A 19,398-nucleotide genomic window follows, 5' to 3' on the forward strand; every position below is an offset into this window, starting at 1 on the left:
CTTCTAGTGAATAATACGCGCTAAAAATTCGCGGGCGCGCTCGGAACGCGGCGCGCCAAAAAACTCGTCTTTGCCGCAATCCTCGAGGATCTTGCCCTGGTCCATGAACACCACGCGGTTGGCCACCTTGCGCGCAAAGCCCATCTCGTGGGTCACCACCATCATGGTCATGCCTTCCTGCGCCAGCCCCACCATCACGTCGAGCACCTCGTTGATCATCTCGGGATCGAGCGCCGAAGTCGGTTCATCGAACAGCATGGCGATCGGGTCCATCGACAAGGCGCGGGCAATTGCCACGCGCTGCTGCTGGCCGCCCGACAGCTGGTTGGGAAACTTGTCCTGCTGCGACAACAGCCCTACCCGGTCCAGGTACAGCAAGCCGCGCGCGGTAGCTTCTTCCTCGCTGCGGCCCAGGACCTTGACCTGGCTCAGGTTCAGGTTCTGCCGCACCGACAGGTGCGGGAACAATTCGAAGTTCTGAAACACCATGCCGATCCGGGCCCGCAACCTGGGCAGGTCGGTGCGCGGATCGCCCACCGCAATGCCATCGACCGTGATGTTGCCTTGTTGAAATGGCTCGAGACCGTTGACGGTCTTGATCAGCGTCGATTTACCGGAGCCGGACGGGCCGCAGATCACCATGACATCGCCCTTGGCAACGTTGGTGGTGCAATCGGTGAGGACCTGGAACTGGCCATACCATTTGCTGAGATTACTGATCGCTATCATATTTTTGTCGCCCCGGGAGCGCGGAAAGAATCGATGTGGAACGGTGTCCACGCAAGCTTGACAGTGACCTTGGCCCCAAGGATACTGCGTCACTTGCTCAACAGATTGCTCAATGTTTCATCAACTCACAAGGTTGACATTGACCGGATCATACCTCCGCACCTGGAGGAAATGACTTTATTTTGAACCAGATTGCGCTGGCGCAGAATCTTTCTGCGGCAAGCAACGTCCACAGAGACACTATCACAGGGAAGCTCAGAACATGCAGAAAAAAAGCCGATTGACCACCTACATCCTGCTTGCCCTGGTGCTAGGCATTATTACCGGCTATTTCGTCAACGCCAACGTGGCTACGCCCACCGGTTTCGTTGATTCGATGTCCTTGTTGACCACCGTGTTCCTGCGCCTGATCAAGATGATCATCGCCCCGCTGGTATTCGCCACCCTGGTGGTCGGTATCGCCCGCATGGGAGATGCAAGCGAAGTGGGCCGTATCGGCCTGAAAACCATGGGCTGGTTCTTCCTGGCCTCGGTCATGTCGCTGAGCCTGGGCCTGGTGCTGGTCAACATCTTCCGCCCTGGTGATGCGCTGCTGGGCCATATGTCCACCGCTGCGTCCAACACAGGTATCGTGGCGTCGTCCTTGTCGCTGAAAGACTTCGTCACCCACCTGGTGCCGGCGTCCATCGTCGATGGCATGGCCAAGAACGAGATCCTGCAGATCGTCGTGTTCTCGCTGTTCTTCGGTATCGCCGCTGCCGCCATCGGCGAAAAAGCCCGCATCCTGATCGACGCGCTCGACGGCCTGGCCCACATCATGCTCAAGGTCACCGGCTACGTGATGGCGTTCGCGCCGGTCGCGGTGTTTGCCGCTGTTGCCGGCACCATCGCCAAGAGTGGCCTCGGCGTGCTGTCCACGTACGGCGTGTTCATGGCCGAGTTCTACCTGGGCATCATGATCCTGTGGGGCTTGCTGATGTTTGCCGGCTTCCTGTTCCTGAAAAAGCGCGTATTTGCCTTGATGGGCGAGCTGCGCGGCCCGGCCCTGCTGGCGTTCTCCACCGCGTCGAGCGAAGCGGCCTATCCGAAGACGCTGGAAGGCCTCGAGCGTTTCGGCGTGCGCAACCGCATCGCCTCGTTCGTGCTGCCGATCGGCTACTCGTTCAACCTCGACGGCTCGATGATGTATTGCACCTTCGCCACCGTGTTCATCGCCCAGGCCTACGGCATCGAGATGACCCTGGCCGAGCAGATCACCATGATGGCCGTGCTGATGGTAACGTCCAAGGGGATCGCCGGTGTGCCGCGCGCGTCGCTGGTGGTCATTGCCGCTACCCTGAGCCAGTTCAATATCCCGGAAGCGGGACTGCTGCTGCTGCTCGGTATCGACCACTTCCTGGACATGGCGCGGTCGGCCACCAACGTGGTCGGTAACGGTGTGGCCGCTGCGGTGGTCGCCAAGTGGGAGGGAGAATTGGCCCATCCCGGCGACGAAGAGATGATCAAGGATGCTGCGTAATTGAGCGCAGCGCTCTGAAATAGAAAAGCCCGTTCAGGCGACTGAACGGGCTTTTTTTTATTGTGCTGCGACGTCTTCGTCCTGCCTGGCCTGCTGGCGCTGCCACATCTGCGCATATAGCCCATCGGCAGCCAGCAGCGCCTGGTGGGTGCCACGCTCGACGATGCGGCCATGATCGAGCACCAGGATCTGCTGCGCATCGGCCACCGTGGACAGGCGGTGCGCGATGACCAGCGTGGTGCGGCTCTTGGCGATTTCCTTCAACTGCGCCTGGATCGCCTGCTCGGCTTTCGAATCGAGCGCCGACGTGGCCTCGTCAAAAATCAGGATGGCCGGATTCTTGAGCAGGGTACGGGCGATTGCCACGCGCTGCTTTTCGCCGCCCGACAGTTTCAGTCCGCGCTCGCCCACCATGGTGGCATAGCCGTCCGGCAGGCTCTCCACGAAGTCGTGGATCGACGCCGCGCGCGCGGCCGCCACGATGTCTTCGCGCGTGGCGCCCGGCTTGCCGTAGGCGATGTTGTATTCGATGGTGTCGTTGAACAGCACCGTATCCTGCGGCACGATGCCGATCGCGTGGCGCACTGAATCCTGCGTCAGCGACCGCAGATCCTGGCCGTCGATCGAGATGCTGCCCGTATTGACTTCATAGAAGCGGAACAGCAGGCGCGACAAGGTGGACTTGCCCGAGCCGCTATGGCCCACCACTGCCGTGGTGGTACCGGGGGCGATCGTGAAATCGACATCGAACAGGATCTGGCGCTTGGCCTCGTAGCTAAAATCGACATGGTTGAAGCGCACCTCCGCACCGGTGGTTGCCAGCGGCTGCGCGTCCTTGGCATCGGCGATTTCGCGGTTCTGGTCCAGCAGCGAAAACAGCTTTTCCATATCGGCCAGGCTTTGCTTGATCTCGCGGTAGATCACGCCGAGGAAGTTGAGCGGGATGTACAGCTGGATCATGAACGAGTTCACCAGTACCAGGTCGCCCAGGGTCATGGTGCCGGCAATTACGCCCTCGGTGGCGCGCCACAGGATCAGCGTAACGGCCACCGCGATGATCAGCGACTGCCCGGTGTTCAGGACCGACAGCGAGGTTTGCGACTTGACCGCTGCCGACTCGTAATGCTGCAAGCCGTCATCGTAGCGTTTCGCTTCGTAGTCTTCGTTGCCGAAGTACTTGACGGTCTCATAGTTGATCAGCGAATCGATCGCACGGGTATTGGCCTTGGAATCGAGTTCGTTCATGGTGCGGCGGAAGTGCGTGCGCCAGTTGGTCACCGTCACGGTAAACACGATGTACGACACCAGCGCAACGAACGTGATCACACTGAACCAGATATCGTAATGCAGCACCAGATAACCCAGCACCAGCGTGATCTCCACCAGCGTGGGCAGGATGTTGAACAGGGTGTAGGAAATGAGCGAACCGACCGCGCGCGTGCCGCGCTCGATATCGCGCGTCATGCCGCCGGTCTGGCGATTGAGGTGAAAGCGCAGCGACAGCGCGTGCAGGTGGCGGAACACTTGCAGCGCGATGGTGCGCACGGCGCGCTGCGTCACCCGCGCGAACAGGAACTCGCGCAGCTCGGTAAATACCGTGGTCGATAGCCGCAGCAAGCCATACACCACCAGCGCCGCCACCGGCAGTACCAAGAGCGCCTGTGGATGCTGCGGCGTGATGGTGAGCGAGTCGATCAGGCGCTTCATCACGATCGGCACGCCCACGTTGGCAAGCTTGGCGCCCACCAGGCAGCCCAGCGCCAGCAGCACGCGCCACTTGTACACCCACAGGTAGGGCAGCAGGGTTTTCAGGGTGGCGAGGTCGGTGCGGGAACGGGGGGCTGGCTGGACGCTGGCGTCGGCTGGCGAATTCGGATAACGGCGCATAGGGGCAAGATTGGGCGGGGTGGGCAGCGGGGGGCTTTTTATGGTTCAATCTTGGTCATTGTAGCCCTTGCCGAGATTTCACGATGACCACCCCAGAAAAAACCCCGCTTGCCATCACCACCATCAACCGGGGCCTGCCCGCTGGGAAAATGCCGGAACTGCGCATGATGCCCTCCCCGTCCGACGCCAATGTCTACGGCGACGTGTTCGGCGGCTGGATCATGGCGCAGGTCGATATCGCCGGTTCGCTGCCGGCCACGCGCCGGGCCAATGGCCGCGTGGCGACCATCGCCGTCAATTCCTTCGTGTTCAAGAACCCCGTGTTCGTCGGCGACCTGCTGTCGTTCTATGCTGATATCGTCAAGGTTGGCAATACGTCCATCACCGTCAACGTCGAGGTGTACGCGGAGCGCAACCGCCTGCAAGCGGACACCGTCAAGGTCACCGAGGCCGTGCTGACCTACGTGGCGACCGACTCCGACCGCAAGCCGCGCAAGGTGCCGCCCATTGAAACGCTGATCCACGCCCAGCCTGCATGATTGGGGTCGGCCGGATGCCCTGCCCTGCGCGCGGTCATGGATAACCAGCGCCGCATCTTCCTGGCCACCGCCGGCCACCTGGCCGGGCTGGCGACGCTGGCTGCGTGCCATGACAGCCGCAGTGGCAATGCAAACAGCACCGCAGGCGCGCGCCCGACCATGCCCGTCAGCGCCGGCCAGGGTGCCTATCCGTTCAGCCTGGGCGTCGCCTCCGGCTCCCCCCTGCCCGACGCGGTGGTCATCTGGACCCGCATCCTCTACGATCCCCTGAACGCCGCCGCGATGCCGGCGCTTGCCATTCCCGTGCGCTGGGAAATGGCCGACGACGAGCATTTCGGGCGCATCGTGGCGAAGGGCAGCACCACCGCCACACCCGCCCTCGCACACAGCGTACACGTCGACGTGAAGGGTTTGACGCCGGGGCGCTGGTACTTCTACCGCTTCATCCTCGGTGACGCGGTCAGCCCCGTGGGCCGCACCCGCACCGCGCCGGCAGCGGCCAGCATGCCCGAGCGCCTGAAGCTGGCCGTAGCCTCGTGCCAGCACTGGGAATTCGGCACCTACGCCGCCCACCGCCACATCGCCGCCGCTGCGCCCGACCTGGTGGCCTTCCTCGGCGATTACATCTACGAGTGGGGACCGTACCAGCTCCAGCACCCGAAGCGCGCCGTGCGCGTGTCGGAATCGTTCACCCTGGCCGATTACCGCAACCGCTACGCCCAGTACAAGAGCGACGCCCACCTGCAGGCCGCGCACCACGTGGCGCCATGGATCGTCACCTGGGACGACCACGAAGTGGCCAACGACTACGCGGCCGACCGCGACGAGCGGCTCAACCCCGAATTCATCCTGCGCCGCGCAGCAGCCTACCAGGCGTTCTACGAACACATGCCGCTGCGCCTGTCGGTGCCCAAGCCCGGCGACTTCGCCAACATGCGCATCTACCAGCGCTACGACTGGGGGCGGCTGGCGCGCTTCCACGTGCTTGACGACCGCCAGTACCGCGCCTGGCACGCGTGCCCGCCCAAGGGGCGCGGCGGTTCCACCTCGGTGATCCGGCGCGACTGCGCCGCGCTCAGTGACCCGCAGCGCACCATGCTGGGCGACGTCCAGCAGCGCTGGCTCGATGATGGCCTGGCGTCGTCGCCAGCGCGCTGGAACATCCTGGCGCAGCAGACGCTGATAGCGCAGAACAGCCAGCTGCCGTTCAAGCAGGACGCGGACGTGCGGATCTGGACCGATGGCTGGGACGGTTACCCGCTGGCGCGCCAGCGCCTGCTCGAGTCGCTGAGGACCAGCGGCGCCAGCAACCCGGTGGTGCTGTCGGGCGATGTGCACAGCTTTTTTGCGGCCGAAATCAGCCGCTATCCCACCCGGGCCGCGACCAGGAACAACCAGGTACTGGCCAGCGAATTTTGCGGCACGTCGATCACGTCGCCGTCACGGCCGCAAAAGCGCACCGAGGAATACGTGGCGATCAATCCGGGGATCAAGTATGGCAAGAGCGACCAGCGCGGCTTCATGCTACTGGACGTCACGCCCGAAACAACCACGGCGCACTTCCAGGCGCTGGCCGACGTGCAGGATGCGGGGAGCGCAATCGCGACGGCGGCCAGTTTTGTCGTGAGGAATGGCCGCGCCGGGGTGGTGAAGGTGTAGTTTGGCTAAGCCGCCGGCTTTTCATCGCGCAACTGGCGCCGCAAAATCTTGCCCACGTTGGTCTTCGGCAGCTCATCGCGGAATTCGACGAACTTCGGTTTTTTATACGCCGTGAGTTCGTGCTTGCAGAAGTCCAGCAACTGCTCGGCCGTCAGGTTCGGATCCTTGCGCACCACGAACAGTTTGACAGCCTCGCCCGAATTCTTGTCCGGCACGCCGATGCACGCCACCTCCAGCACGCCCGGGTGGCCGGCCACCACGCCCTCTACTTCGTTCGGGTACACATTGAAACCCGAGACGATGATCATGTCCTTCTTGCGGTCGACGATGCGGGTGTAACCACGCTCATCCATGATGCCGATGTCGCCGGTCTTGAAGAAGCCGTCGGCGGTCATGGTCTTGGCGGTTTCGTCGGCGCGGTTCCAGTAGCCGGCCATCACCTGCGGGCCTCGGATGGCGATTTCGCCGGTTTGGCCCAGCGGTACTGCGCGGCCGTCGTCATCGATGATCAGCACCTCGGTTGACGGAATCGGCAGGCCGATGGTGCCGGTGAACTCCTTGATATCGACGCGGTTGGCGGTGGCCACCGGCGACGTTTCGGACAAGCCGTAGCCTTCGATAATCGGCGTGCCAGTCACCTTGAGCCACTTGTCGGCCACGGCCTTCTGCACCGCCATGCCGCCGCCGTTGCACACCGAGTAGCTGGAGAAATCAAGCCTGGAAAACTCCGGGTTGTTGAGCAGCGCGTTGTACAGGGTGTTCACGGCCGGCAGCACCGCCACGCGGTACTTGGCCAGTTCCTTCACGAAGCCAGGGATATCGCGCGGGTTAGGAATCAGCAAAGTGAGCCCACCCATGCGCATGCCCATGAAGGCGCTCACCGTCAGCGAATAGATGTGGTAAAGCGGCAGCGCCGCCACGAACACCAGTTGCTCGTTGCTGTGCTTGAATTGCAGCCATGCCTCGTTTTGCAGCACGTTGGCGATGATGTTACGGTGCAGCAGCACCGCGCCTTTCGACACGCCCGTGGTGCCGCCCGTGTATTGCAGGAAGGCGATGTCGTCGTGGCCCTGCTTGACCGGCTTTAAGGTCATGCCGGCGGCAGCCGCCATCATTTTCTTGTACGAGATCGAGCCGGGCAGCGAGAACGCGGGCACCAGTTTTTTCACCTTGCGCACCACCAGGTTGACGATCGTGCCCTTTACCAAACCCAGCATGTCACCCATGGTAGCCACCACCACGTGCTTGACCTTGGTGTTGGCGACCACCTGCTGCAAGGTGGTGGCAAAGTTTTCCAGCACGATGATGGCTTCGGAACCGGAATCGATCAGCTGGTGCTGCAACTCGCGCGGCGTGTACAGCGGGTTGACGTTGACCACCGTGTAGCCGGCACGCAGGATGGCCGCCATCGCCACCGGGTACTGCAACACGTTCGGCATCATGATCGCCACCCGCGCGCCCGGCGACAGGCCCAGGCTTTGCAGCCAGGCGCCCATCTGCTGCGACAGCTGGTCCAGCTCGCGGTAGGTGAGGAACTTGTCCATGCACACATAGGCATTGCGGTCGGCGTACTTGCGGAATGCTTCTTCCAGCAAGTGCGTGATCGAGCGGAATTGCGTGCTGTCGATTTCCGCCGGGACGCCCTCGGGATAGGACTTGAGCCAGATTTTTTCCATCGTTATGCAGCCTTTTCGTTCGGTTTTTTCTGTTGTTGGGTATTGTCGTCCCGCAGCATACGCCGCAGGATCTTGCCCACATTGGTTTTAGGCAATTCGTCCCGGAATTCGATATATTTCGGCTTCTTGTAGCCGGTCAGGTTTTGCTTGCAGTACGCCATCAGGGTCTCGGCGGTGAGGTTAGGGTCCTTGCGCACCACGAACATTTTGACGGCTTCGCCCGAATGCTCGTCCGGCACGCCCACGCAGGCGCACTCGAGCACGCCAGGGTGGGCGGCAACCACTTCTTCGAGTTCGTTCGGATACACATTGAAGCCGGACACCAGGATCATGTCTTTCTTGCGGTCGACAATTTTCACGTAGCCGCCTTCGTTCATGATGCCGATGTCACCCGATTTGAAGTAGCCGTCGGCGGTCATCACCTTGGCGGTCTCGTCCGGACGGTTCCAGTAGCCGGCCATTACCTGCGGGCCACGGATGGCGATTTCGCCACGCTGGCCCAGCGGCACCTCGTGCCCATCATCGTCGAGGATGGCAATGTCGGTCGATGGAATCGGCAGGCCGATGGTGCCGCTGAACGCCACAGCATCGCCGCGGTTGCAGGTAGCGACCGGCGCGGTTTCGGACAGGCCGTAACCCTCGATGATCGGTGAGCCGGTGGCCTTGAACCAGCGCTCGGCCACCACCTGCTGCACCGCCATGCCGCCGCCAAAGCTGAGCTTGAGGCTGGAGAAATCGAGGTGGCCGAAATCGGGATGGTTGAGCAAGCCATTGAACAAGGTATTTACCGCCGGCAGCATATTGAAGCGATACTTGCCCAGCTCCTTGATGAAACCGCCGATATCGCGCGGATTCGGGATCAGGAGGTTGAGCATGCCGCTGCGCATGCCCCACATGGCGCACACGGTCAGCGCGAAGATGTGATACAGCGGCAGCGCCGCCACCATCACCGGCTGGGCATCGACCATGCCGACGGCCGGCTCCGCCCATGTCTCCATCTGCAGCATGTTGGCGATAATGTTCTGGTGCGTGAGCACGGCGCCCTTGGCCACGCCGGTGGTGCCGCCCGTGTATTGCAGGAAGGCGGGATCGGCAGGCTTGATATCGACCGGTGTGAGTTTCATGCCGGCGCCGTGCGACAGCGCCGCCTTGAAGCGCACCGCGTTGGGCAGCGAGTACGCCGGCACCAGGTGCTTGACGTTACGCACCACGAAGTTGACCAGCAGCCCCTTGGCAAAGCCCAGCATCTCGCCCATGGTGGCCACCACGACGTGCTTGACCTGGGTGCGCGGCAGCACCTGCTCGAGCGTGTGGGCGAAGTTTTCCAGGATCACGATGGCGCTGCAGCCGGCATCGTTGAGCTGATGCTCGAGCTCGCGCGGCGTGTACAGCGGGTTGATGTTGACCACGGTATAGCCGGCGCGCAGGATGGCGGCAATCGCGATCGGGTATTGCAGCACGTTGGGCATCATGATGCCCACGCGCGCGCCCTGCTTCATGCCCCGGCTTTGCAGCCAGGCGCCCAGGCGCTTCGAATAATTATCGAGCTCGGCATAGGTGAGGTATTTGTCCATGCAGACATAGGCATTGCGGTCTGCGTACTTGCGGAAGGACTCTTCCAGCATCTGCACCAGGGAACCGTACTGTGCAGTATCTATCTCTGCCGGCATGCCGGGGGGATAGGACTTCAACCAGATTTTTTCCATGCCTGTGCCTCTTGTCTCGTTATCGTTGTGGGCCGGCGCATGGTGCCGGGTCAGGGGTGGCGTGTCGTCTGTGCGCACTGTCCGAGCCTGCTGATAACGCGATGCTATCGGTCAGTTGACGCGGACGCAAGCGCATTTGAACATAATTAGAACGCGCCTTCTAACGCGTTAAGACGAGCAAATCATGTTGCATAGCAGCATGGGAGCGGTATCACAACATGCCCGGTGCGGCCTTTTGTCCATCCTCTGCGGGCACGCTGTCCGCTGTTGCGGTGCGCGCGAGTTGATCGAGGCGCTGCTGGCGCTGAGCAAAATCAAGCGCAGCCATTTTTTGCACCGCACCATAAAATCGCACGAACGTTCTTTCTTTCTTGAGCAAGCTTCTAAATGCCGGCAAGTAATCATGATAGGTACCTACCGCGCTCAGGTGCGCATTGGTCAGCGGCTCGGCAAACCAGCGGTCGTAACCGGCATAGCCGCCCCAGCTTTCCTTGAGCTTCAGGTAGTCCGATTGAAGGTGGGCAAAGATGCGCGCCTTCTCGGCGCGGCGGTGGCGCACGCTGGTTTTGCTGGCGTAGTTATCGGCCAGCATTTGCCGGTGGCGCACCAGCAGTTCCAGAAATTCGGCACGGCGGCCGTTGTAGCGCATGTAAGCCAGGCGCATGTCGTCGGTGCCGTACAGCTCCAGCCAGCGCTGCACGCCGGCCTCTTCCACCGCCGTGGCAAAGCTTTCGTTGAACTGGGTATCGCCGGGCACGTACACCACCTGGTGCGCCAGTTCGTGGAACACCATGCGCGCCAGTTCGGCATCCGAGTAATTGATGAAGGTGGACAGCAGCGGATCGCTGAACCAGCCCAGCGTGGAGTACGCCGGCACGCCGCCCACTTGCACGTCGTTGCCTTCGCCGCGCAGTTCGTCGGCGTAGGCCATGGCGTCGCCCTTGCTGTAGTAGCCGCGATAGCTGACGCAGCCGGCAATCGGGAAGCACCACTGGATCGGCCGCAGCGACAGCTCGGGCGTGGCCACCACGTTCCACAGCACGAACGGCCGCGACAGCGCGGCGTAGTTTTTATAGGAGGCGTTATCGGGCAGGCCCAACTCCTGCACCGCGAAGCGGCGGATCAGCAGCGCTTTTTCGAGCCGGGCTTTCAGTTGCGGATCGGTGGCGGGGTCGCCGAGCCAGTCATCGATCGGACGGGCGTCCGACCACAGCGAATATTGTCCTTGCGCCGCCTGCATGTAGTACCTGACCTGGGCGCAGCCTGCCAGCATCGCCAGCGTGCACGCCGCTACCAGCCAATACTTGGTACGAAGAACGCGGCGGGCAAATTGGCGCATACATTACCTTCAAGCACTAACTCTTTCAACCTGTACGAGTGTATCGTAAAACGTCGGTGCGCGGCCCATGTCGGTAAGCCGTTGACTGGTGACTTCGTTGGCATTCTTGCCGTCGCTGGCAAGCTTTTTCCACCACACTGACAATCCGACCACCAGGCCCTGCCGGGCTTTATCGGTCACCCGCGCCCTGGCCACGAAGGTGCCGCGATCATTAAAAATCCTCACCATTTCCCCATGGGCGACGCCGCGTGCAGCGGCGTCAAGCGGGTGAATATCGAGGTGCGGCTCGCCCTCGGCCGCCCGCAAACTCTTGACGTTGACGAACGTCGAATTGAGGAAATTGCGCGCCGGCGGAGAAATCATCGCCAGTGGATAGCGCTGTGCAAGTTGAGGGTTGCTTGCAACAGATTCGTACGGTTCGAGGTAGGTCGGCAGCGGGTCGAGGCCGTCCGCCGCCATCTGCGCCGAGTAAAACTCGCACTTGCCCGATGGCGTGGGAAAGCCGCCGTGGGCAAACGGCGCCGCGGGCATGTTGAGCTTTTGCCAGCCCTGCTGTTTCAGCGATTCCCAGTCGAAGTGCATGGCGCGGACGTCGCTGGTCTTGAACGCTTGCGCGGCCAGCTGGTCGTCGGTCTCGGCAAAGCACGGATCGGTAAAACCCATGGCGCGCGCCAGCAGCCGGAAGATTTCCGTGTTGGGCTTGGACTCGCCCAGCGGCGTAATGGCGGCGTTGTTGGCCATCATGTACAGGTGGCCGTACGACGTGTGGGCGTCGATGTGTTCGAGCTGGGTGGTGGCAGGCAGCACGATGTCGGCGTAGTCCGCCGTATCGGTCTGGAACTGCTCGATCACCACCGTAAACAAATCTTCGCGGGCGAAGCCGGCCGCCACTTTCGACGAGTCGGGAGCGATTGCCACCGGGTTGGAGTTGTACACGATGATTGCTTCCACCTGCGGGCCGAACGCGGGCGAAGCCGGGCGCAACAAATCGTCGCCGATGGTGGTCATGTTGATGGTGCGCGGCGTTTTTTTCAGCAAGTCCGGCCGTTGCAGCGCCGGCTTGTTGGTCGGGAACGAGCCGCTCGACGACAGTTGCACGCCGCCGGCCGCGTGGCGCCAGGCGCCGACCAGCGCCGGCAGGCAGGCGATATTGCGCACCGCCATGCCGCCGCCGCGCACGCGTTGCACGCCGTAGTTGGTACGGATCGCCACCGGCAAGCCGGCCTTGGCGGTCTGGCCGTACAGGCGCGCCAGGTCCACCACTTCGTCAGCGGTGATGCCGCAGGTGGCAGCGGTGCGCTCGGGCGTCCATTCCGCCGCGCGTGCCTTGAGCTCGTCAAAGCCCAGCGTGTAATCGGCGATGTAGTCGTGGTCGAGCAGGTCTTCGGCGATCAGCACGTGCATCAGGCCCAGCGCCAGCGCGGCGTCGGTACCGGGCAGCAGGGAGATGTGCTGGTGGCATTTTTCGGCCGTGAGCGAGCGGTACGGGTCGATGGCAATCAACTTGGCGCCATGACGCTTGGCTTCCTGGGCGCGGGTCCAGAAGTGCAGGTTGGACGCAATCGGGTTGCCGCCCCAGATGATGATCAGCTTGGCATTTTGAAACTGCTCCATGTCGGTACCCACCGAGGCGCCGATGGTGTACCGGTAGCCGGTAAAGCCGGCCGTGGCGCACACGGTGCGGTCCAGCAGCGAGGCGCCGAGCTGGTTGAAAAAGCGCGAGGACATCGATTCGCCCTGGACCAGGCCCATGGTGCCGCAGTAGCTGTACGGCAGGATCGCTTCCGGATCGCGCGCGGCGATCGGCGCCAGGCGGTCGGCAATGGTGCGCAGCGCCTCGTCCCAGCTGATACGCTCGAACTTGCCCTCGCCCTTGGCACCCACGCGGCGCAACGGATGCAGCAGGCGCTCGTCGTGGTAGGTACGCTCGGTATAGCGCGACACCTTGGTGCACAGCACGCCGGCCGTGGTCGGGTGGTCGGGGTCGCCCTTGACGGCGGTGGCCACGCCGTCTTCCACGGTCACCAGCAGGGCGCAGGTGTCGGGGCAGTCGAGCGGGCAGGCCGCGCGAACTTGTGTGCTTGTCATGTCTGGATCCAAAATAGCGGGAGGCGTAAAAACAATATGGTAAACGATTAGGGTCCTGCTTATGCCGGCTTGAGTCCGCTCTGGATAAAGTTGACGCACACGGGCTACAATGGTCCTTCTCGCTACTCACAAGGCAAGCGAAATCCCATATGGAGAAGCAGATGAAACTAGTTGATCCCATCATTGCGTTTCAATCCGAAATACAGCAGATCCGCCGCGATCTGCATGCCCATCCAGAACTCTGCTACGAAGAGCAGCGCACGTCCGACGTGGTCGCCGACAAGCTCACGCAGTGGGGCATTCCCGTCATCCGCGGCCTGGGCGTGACCGGCGTGGTCGGCATCATCAAGCATGGCACGTCCGAACGCTCGATCGGCCTGCGCGCCGACATGGACGCGCTGCCCATGCAGGAAATTAATACTTTTGACCACGCCTCGCGCCATCCGGGCAAGATGCACGCCTGCGGCCACGATGGCCACACCGCCATGCTGCTGGGCGCGGCCAAACACCTGGCCGAGCACCGCAACTTCGATGGCACGGTGTACCTGGTGTTCCAGCCGGCCGAAGAAGGTGGCGCCGGCGCCAAGCGCATGATCGAGGACGGCTTATTTGAACAATGCCCGATGGATGCGATCTACGGCATGCACAACTGGCCCGGCATTCCGGCCGGCCACATGAGCGTGGTCGAGGGCCCGATGATGGCGTCCAGTAACGAGTTCTACCTGACCATCAAGGGCAAGGGCGCGCACGCGGCGCAACCGCACAAGGGCATCGACCCGGTGATGGTGGCGGTGCAGATCGCGCAAAGCTGGCAGACCATCATCAGCCGCCAGAAAAGCCCGCTCGATACTGCCGTGCTGTCGATCACGCAAATCCATGCCGGCAGCGCCACCAACGTGATTCCCGACGACGCCAAGATGGTGGGCACGGTGCGTACCTTCACCTGGCCGGTGCTCGACCTGATCGAACAGCGCATGGAAGAAATCGCGCGCCACACGGCGGCGGCCTTCGGCGCCGAGGCGGAGTTCCGCTTCCGCCGCAACTACCCGCCGCTGGTCAACCACCCGGCCGAAACCCGTTTCGCGGTGGAGGTGATGAAGGAAGTATTGGGCGCCGAGCGGGTGGACGACCAAGTGGAACCAACCATGGGCGCGGAAGACTTCGCGTACTTCCTGCAGGCTAAGCCCGGCTGCTATATGTTCATCGGCAACGGCGAAGGCGACCACCGCGATGGCGGCCACGGCCTCGGTCCATGCGTGCTGCACAACGGCAGCTACGATTTCAACGACAACCTGTTGCCGATTGGGTCGAGTTTCTGGGTGCGGATGGTGGAAAAGAGCTTGCCGCTGGCGGGTTAGATCAGGTCCAGGCCGCTGCCGACTCGTACACCCGGATTCAATCCCTCCAGCGCTACCAGCGCAGCAGAATGATCCGCCTGCGGCAACTGCTCGGCCAGCGACTCGAACCGCTCCGTCACCAGCGCGGTGACCGGCAGCACCACCCCGGCAGCGGCGGCCGCAGCGAGAATGTTGCGCTGGTCCTTGACCTGCGTAGCCACCTTGCCGCCAGCGACAAAGTTACGCTCCAACATGCGCTGACCATGAACATCGAGGATTTTGCTCTCGGCAAAGCCGCCGCGTATCGCTGTCCGCATCGCGGCAGGATCGGCCCCGGCCGCCTGGGCCAGCACCATGGCCTCGGCCACGATATTGATGGTGGCGCCGACAATCAGCTGGTTGCATAGCTTGGCCACCTGGCCGCTGCCGGCTGGGCCCACCAGGGTGGGCCGTCCCATCGCCGCCAATATTGGCGCGACTTCAGCGTAATCATCGACATCACCACCCGCCATGATCGCCAGCGTGCCGGCGGCCGCCCCACCCACGCCGCCGGACACCGGCGCATCGACAAAGCGGTTGCCCTGCCCTCGCAACAACGCGTGAAACGCCTGCGCCTCCGCCTGTTGGGTCGAGCTCATGTCCACCCACAACGCCTGTGGCGCCAGCGATGGCAAAGCGTCATGCATGACTTGCGCCACGATCGGGCCAGCCTCCAGCATCGAGATGACGATGCCCGCATCGCGCAACGCATCGCCCAGCGGCGCCACCGGCAGCGCGCCGACGCTGGCGAGCGCCTGTGCCTTGGCGAAGGTGCGATTCCAGACCGTAACCGCATGGCCGGCCGCAAGCAGGCGCCGGACCATGGGATCTCCCATCAAGCCAATACCGAGAAAAGTGATACGCATAGACAATCCTGCTCTGAGGGTAATCAAAACACCGGTGCGCCGGAAGAAAATCCGGAACACCGGTACAATCTTGCCAGCCGTATCAAACACGCATACAGCACTGAAAAGTCGGAAATAAACCCAAGGATACTATGTTCACGAAGACAATGATGGCGGCGGTGGCCGCCCTGATGGTGAGCCAGGCTGCAATGGCCCAAGACAAACTGATCGACTCGGTGTCGGTCGATTACGGCAGCGGCCCGAAACAACGGATGGTGCGCCTGAGCGCAGCCAGTGATTGGGACAAGCGCTGGTTCCAGTCGAACGGTACGCACGTGAGCGGCTACTGGGAAGGCAGCGTCGGTTACTGGCGCCAGAACCAGTACCGCAACGTCCCAGGCTGGGAAAAAGGCCTGTGGGACGTCGGCTTCACCCCGGTATTGCGCTTCCAGAATGACAACAAGAAGGGGATTTACTATGAAGCAGGCATCGGTGTTCACCTCTTGTCCAGCCTGTACAAAAACGATAGCCGGGAATTATCGACCGCGTTCCAGTTCGGCGACCATATCGGCATCGGCTACGTGATGCAAAACAACTGGGAAGTCGCGCTCAAGTTGCAGCACTTCTCCAACGCCAGCATCAAGCGCCCGAATGGCGGCGCAAACTTCCTGGAACTGAAGGCGGCGTACCACTTCTAAACAGGTTCGCCACAGGTTCCCAGATCGGCGCTTCTTCGGAAGCGCTTTTTTATACCTGTCTTATAGACGCCCAAACGCGAAAAACCCCCAACCAGATCACTGGAAGGGGGTTYTTCTATATAACTAGCCTGACGATAACCTACTTTCACACTGGTTGCAGCACTATCATCGGCGCAAAGTCGTTTCACGGTCCTGTTCGGGATGGGAAGGGACCTACTTTCACACTGGTTGCAGCACTATCATCGGCGCAAAGTCGTTTCACGGTCCTGTTCGGGATGGGAAGGGGTGGGACCGACTTGCTATGGTCATCAGGCATTGAACTGTACGAGTCGCGTTCTTGTGAACGTTACTCAGAATCTGGAAGTWGTAAGTAGGTGGGTAATGAAGTTGTTTGTATCAACGAACGTTYCAACGYACTTCTTATTCACCATAACCTGCYAAGGTTATAGGGACAAGCCGTACGGGCAATTAGTACTGGTTAGCTTAATGCATTACTGCACTTCCACACCCAGCCTATCAACGTCCTGGTCTCGAACGACCCTTCAAAGAGCTCAAGGCTCTGGGAAATCTCATCTCAAGGCAAGTTTCCCGCTTAGATGCTTTCAGCGGTTATCTCTTCCGAACTTAGCTACCCGGCAATGCCACTGGCGTGACAACCGGTACACCAGAGGTTCGTCCACTCCGGTCCTCTCGTACTAGGAGCAGCCCCCTTCAAATTTCCAACGCCCACGGCAGATAGGGACCAAACTGTCTCACGACGTTTTAAACCCAGCTCACGTACCACTTTAAATGGCGAACAGCCATACCCTTGGGACCGGCTACAGCCCCAGGATGTGATGAGCCGACATCGAGGTGCCAAACTCCCCCGTCGATATGAACTCTTGGGAGGAATCAGCCTGTTATCCCCAGAGTACCTTTTATCCGTTGAGCGATGGCCCTTCCATACAGAACCACCGGATCACTATGTCCTACTTTCGTACCTGCTCGACTTGTCAGTCTCGCAGTTAAGCACGCTTATGCCATTGCACTATCGTCACGATGTCCGACCGTAACTAGCGTACCTTCGAACTCCTCCGTTACACTTTAGGAGGAGACCGCCCCAGTCAAACTGCCTACCATGCACTGTCCCCGACCCGGATAACGGGCCAAGGTTAGAACCTCAAATGAACCAGGGTGGTATTTCAAGGTTGGCTCCACRAGAACTGGCGTTCCYGCTTCAAAGCCTCCCACCTATCCTACACAGATTGATTCAAAGTCCAATGCAAAGCTACAGTAAAGGTTCATGGGGTCTTTCCGTCTAGCCGCGGGTAGATTGCATCATCACAAACACTTCAACTTCGCTGAGTCTCGGGAGGAGACAGTGTGGCCATCGTTACGCCATTCGTGCAGGTCGGAACTTACCCGACAAGGAATTTCGCTACCTTAGGACCGTTATAGTTACGGCCGCCGTTTACTGGGACTTCAATCAAGAGCTTGCACCCCATCATTTAATCTTCCAGCACCGGGCAGGCGTCACACCCTATACGTCCACTTTCGTGTTTGCAGAGTGCTGTGTTTTTATTAAACAGTCGCAGCCACCAGTTTATTGCAACCCTTTCGCCCTAYYRMAGTAAAKYRRCCAAGCTACCGGGGCGTACCTTTTCCCGAAGTTACGGTACCAATTTGCCGAGTTCCTTCTCCCGAGTTCTCTCAAGCGCCTTAGAATACTCATCTCGCCCACCTGTGTCGGTTTGCGGTACGGTCTCGTATGACTGAAGCTTAGAGGCTTTTCTTGGAACCACTTCCGATTGCTACAGARCCGAAGYTCTTCGTCCCAGTCCCTTGAATTACGCGCCCGGATTTGCCTAAGCGCCTTCTATGAACCAGAAACTGCCACTTCCAACAGGCAGACAACCTTCCGCGATCCGTCCCCCCATCGCATCATACGACGGTGCAGGAATATTAACCTGCTTCCCATCAGCTACGCATCTCTGCCTCGCCTTAGGGGCCGACTCACCCTGCTCCGATGAACGTTGAACAGGAAACCTTGGGCTTACGGCGTGGGGGCTTTTCACCCCCATTATCGCTACTCATGTCAGCATTCGCACTTCTGATACCTCCAGCATCCTTTACAAGACACCTTCGCAGGCTTACAGAACGCTCTCCTACCATATGCTTACGCATATCCGCAGCTTCGGTGACTGGCTTAGCCCCGTTACATCTTCCGCGCAGGACGACTCGATCAGTGAGCTATTACGCTTTCTTTAAATGATGGCTGCTTCTAAGCCAACATCCTGACTGTTTTAGCCTTCCCACTTCGTTTTCCACTTAGCCAATCTTTGGGACCTTAGCTGGCGGTCTGGGTTGTTTCCCTCTTGACGCCGGACGTTAGCACCCGACGTCTGTCTCCCAAGCTCGCACTCATCGGTATTCGGAGTTTGCAATGGTTTGGTAAGTCGCGATGACCCCCTAGCCATAACAGTGCTCTACCCCCGATGGTGATACTTGAGGCACTACCTAAATAGTTTTCGGAGAGAACCAGCTATTTCCAAGTTTGTTTAGCCTTTCACCCCTACCCACAGCTCATCCCCTAATTTTTCAACATTAGTGGGTTCGGACCTCCAGTGCGTGTTACCGCACCTTCATCCTGGCCATGAGTAGATCACTTGGTTTCGGGTCTACACCCAGCGACTATCGCCCTGTTCGGACTCGATTTCTCTACGGCTTCCCTATMYGGTTAACCTTGCCACTGAATGTAAGTCGCTGACCCATTATACAAAAGGTACGCAGTCACGGAACAAGTCCGCTCCTACTGTTTGTATGCACACGGTTTCAGGATCTATTTCACTCCCCTCCCGGGGTTCTTTTCGCCTTTCCCTCACGGTACTGGTTCACTATCGGTCGATTACGAGTATTTAGCCTTGGAGGATGGTCCCCCCATATTCAGACAGGATTTCTCGTGTCCCGCCCTACTTGTCGTACGCTTAGTACCACCGGTCTGATTTCGWRTACGGGRCTATCACCCGCTATGGYTSCYATTTCCAGAGSATTCYWCTATCAGTCCGACTATCACGTACAGGCTCTTCCCATTTCGCTCGCCACTACTTTGGGAATCTCGGTTGATTTATTTTCCTGCAGCTACTTAGATGTTTCAGTTCGCCGCGTTCGCTTTGCATGCCTATGTATTCAGCATGCAATGACCTAAAAGGCCGGGTTTCCCCATTCGGAAATCTGCGGATCAAAGCTTGTTTGCTAGCTCCCCGCAGCTTATCGCAAGCTACTACGTCCTTCATCGCCTGTAATCGCCAAGGCATCCACCATGTGCACTTATTCACTTGTCCCTATAACGTTAGCCCCT

12 protein-coding genes and 2 rRNA genes are annotated in these 19,398 nt (G+C 60.4%); 5 read left to right on the forward strand and 9 right to left on the reverse strand.

What is annotated here, in order from left to right:
* Nucleotides 1-3: 3 nt before the first annotated feature.
* On the reverse strand, nucleotides 4-729 hold the full coding sequence (locus ASF04_RS04135; RefSeq protein ID WP_056138324.1) for an amino acid ABC transporter ATP-binding protein: 726 nt from the start codon (nucleotides 727-729) through the stop codon (nucleotides 4-6).
* Nucleotides 730-991: 262 nt separating this feature from the next.
* Here ASF04_RS04135 and ASF04_RS04140 point away from each other — a divergent pair, with 262 nt between their 5' ends.
* Nucleotides 992-2,248: a dicarboxylate/amino acid:cation symporter gene (locus ASF04_RS04140; RefSeq protein ID WP_040378054.1), complete on the forward strand. Its 1,257-nt coding sequence runs from the start codon at nucleotides 992-994 to the stop codon at nucleotides 2,246-2,248.
* Nucleotides 2,249-2,305: 57 nt separating this feature from the next.
* On the opposite strand, the gene ASF04_RS04145 is transcribed toward ASF04_RS04140, so the two are convergent.
* Nucleotides 2,306-4,135, reverse strand: a complete 1,830-nt coding sequence (locus ASF04_RS04145; RefSeq protein WP_056138326.1) for an ABC transporter ATP-binding protein/permease — start codon at nucleotides 4,133-4,135, stop codon at nucleotides 2,306-2,308.
* 83 nt (nucleotides 4,136-4,218) lie between these two features.
* Here ASF04_RS04145 and ASF04_RS04150 point away from each other — a divergent pair, with 83 nt between their 5' ends.
* Nucleotides 4,219-4,674 (forward strand): acyl-CoA thioesterase, encoded by a 456-nt coding sequence (locus ASF04_RS04150; RefSeq protein ID WP_019923567.1) that lies wholly within the window; start codon nucleotides 4,219-4,221, stop codon nucleotides 4,672-4,674.
* A gap of 36 nt (nucleotides 4,675-4,710) precedes the next feature.
* Nucleotides 4,711-6,333: an alkaline phosphatase gene (locus ASF04_RS04155; RefSeq protein ID WP_056138327.1), complete on the forward strand. Its 1,623-nt coding sequence runs from the start codon at nucleotides 4,711-4,713 to the stop codon at nucleotides 6,331-6,333.
* Nucleotides 6,334-6,338: 5 nt separating this feature from the next.
* On the opposite strand, the gene ASF04_RS04160 is transcribed toward ASF04_RS04155, so the two are convergent.
* The 4 genes from ASF04_RS04160 to ASF04_RS04175 all read right to left on the reverse strand — a co-directional run bounded on the left by ASF04_RS04160 (nucleotide 6,339) and on the right by ASF04_RS04175 (nucleotide 13,142).
* Nucleotides 6,339-8,009: a long-chain-fatty-acid--CoA ligase gene (locus tag ASF04_RS04160; protein ID WP_056138329.1), complete on the reverse strand. Its 1,671-nt coding sequence runs from the start codon at nucleotides 8,007-8,009 to the stop codon at nucleotides 6,339-6,341.
* A gap of 2 nt (nucleotides 8,010-8,011) precedes the next feature.
* Nucleotides 8,012-9,715, reverse strand: a complete 1,704-nt coding sequence (locus ASF04_RS04165; protein WP_056138330.1) for a long-chain-fatty-acid--CoA ligase — start codon at nucleotides 9,713-9,715, stop codon at nucleotides 8,012-8,014.
* A gap of 211 nt (nucleotides 9,716-9,926) precedes the next feature.
* The gene (locus ASF04_RS04170) at nucleotides 9,927-11,054 is read right to left on the reverse strand and encodes an aminopeptidase (RefSeq protein ID WP_056138332.1); all 1,128 of its coding nucleotides are present in this window, start codon (nucleotides 11,052-11,054) and stop codon (nucleotides 9,927-9,929) included.
* Nucleotides 11,055-11,063: 9 nt separating this feature from the next.
* Complete coding sequence (locus tag ASF04_RS04175) at nucleotides 11,064-13,142, reverse strand: molybdopterin-dependent oxidoreductase (RefSeq protein ID WP_056138333.1); 2,079 nt, start codon at nucleotides 13,140-13,142, stop codon at nucleotides 11,064-11,066.
* A 161-nt stretch (nucleotides 13,143-13,303) separates the two neighbouring features.
* Between ASF04_RS04175 and ASF04_RS04180 the strand changes: the two genes are divergently transcribed.
* Entirely contained in the window at nucleotides 13,304-14,500 is a 1,197-nt protein-coding gene (locus ASF04_RS04180) for a M20 aminoacylase family protein (protein ID WP_056138335.1), read from the forward strand.
* On the opposite strand, the gene ASF04_RS04185 is transcribed toward ASF04_RS04180, so the two are convergent.
* Nucleotides 14,497-15,384: an NAD(P)-dependent oxidoreductase gene (locus ASF04_RS04185; RefSeq protein WP_082488526.1), complete on the reverse strand. Its 888-nt coding sequence runs from the start codon at nucleotides 15,382-15,384 to the stop codon at nucleotides 14,497-14,499. The genes ASF04_RS04180 and ASF04_RS04185 overlap by 4 nt on opposite strands.
* 131 nt (nucleotides 15,385-15,515) lie before the next feature.
* Between ASF04_RS04185 and ASF04_RS04190 the strand changes: the two genes are divergently transcribed.
* A complete protein-coding gene (locus ASF04_RS04190) occupies nucleotides 15,516-16,061 on the forward strand; it encodes an acyloxyacyl hydrolase (RefSeq protein ID WP_056138337.1) in 546 nt (181 codons plus the stop codon).
* Between the two features lie 201 nt (nucleotides 16,062-16,262).
* Here the strand turns inward: ASF04_RS04190 and rrf are convergent.
* A 5S ribosomal RNA gene (gene rrf, locus ASF04_RS04195) occupies nucleotides 16,263-16,374 on the reverse strand.
* A gap of 134 nt (nucleotides 16,375-16,508) precedes the next feature.
* Nucleotides 16,509-19,381, reverse strand: a 23S ribosomal RNA gene (locus ASF04_RS04200).
* Nucleotides 19,382-19,398: the final 17 nt, after the last annotated feature.

This window comes from Duganella sp. Leaf61, from assembly GCF_001421905.1.
GTDB lineage: Bacteria > Pseudomonadota > Gammaproteobacteria > Burkholderiales > Burkholderiaceae_D > Rugamonas > Rugamonas zoogloeoides.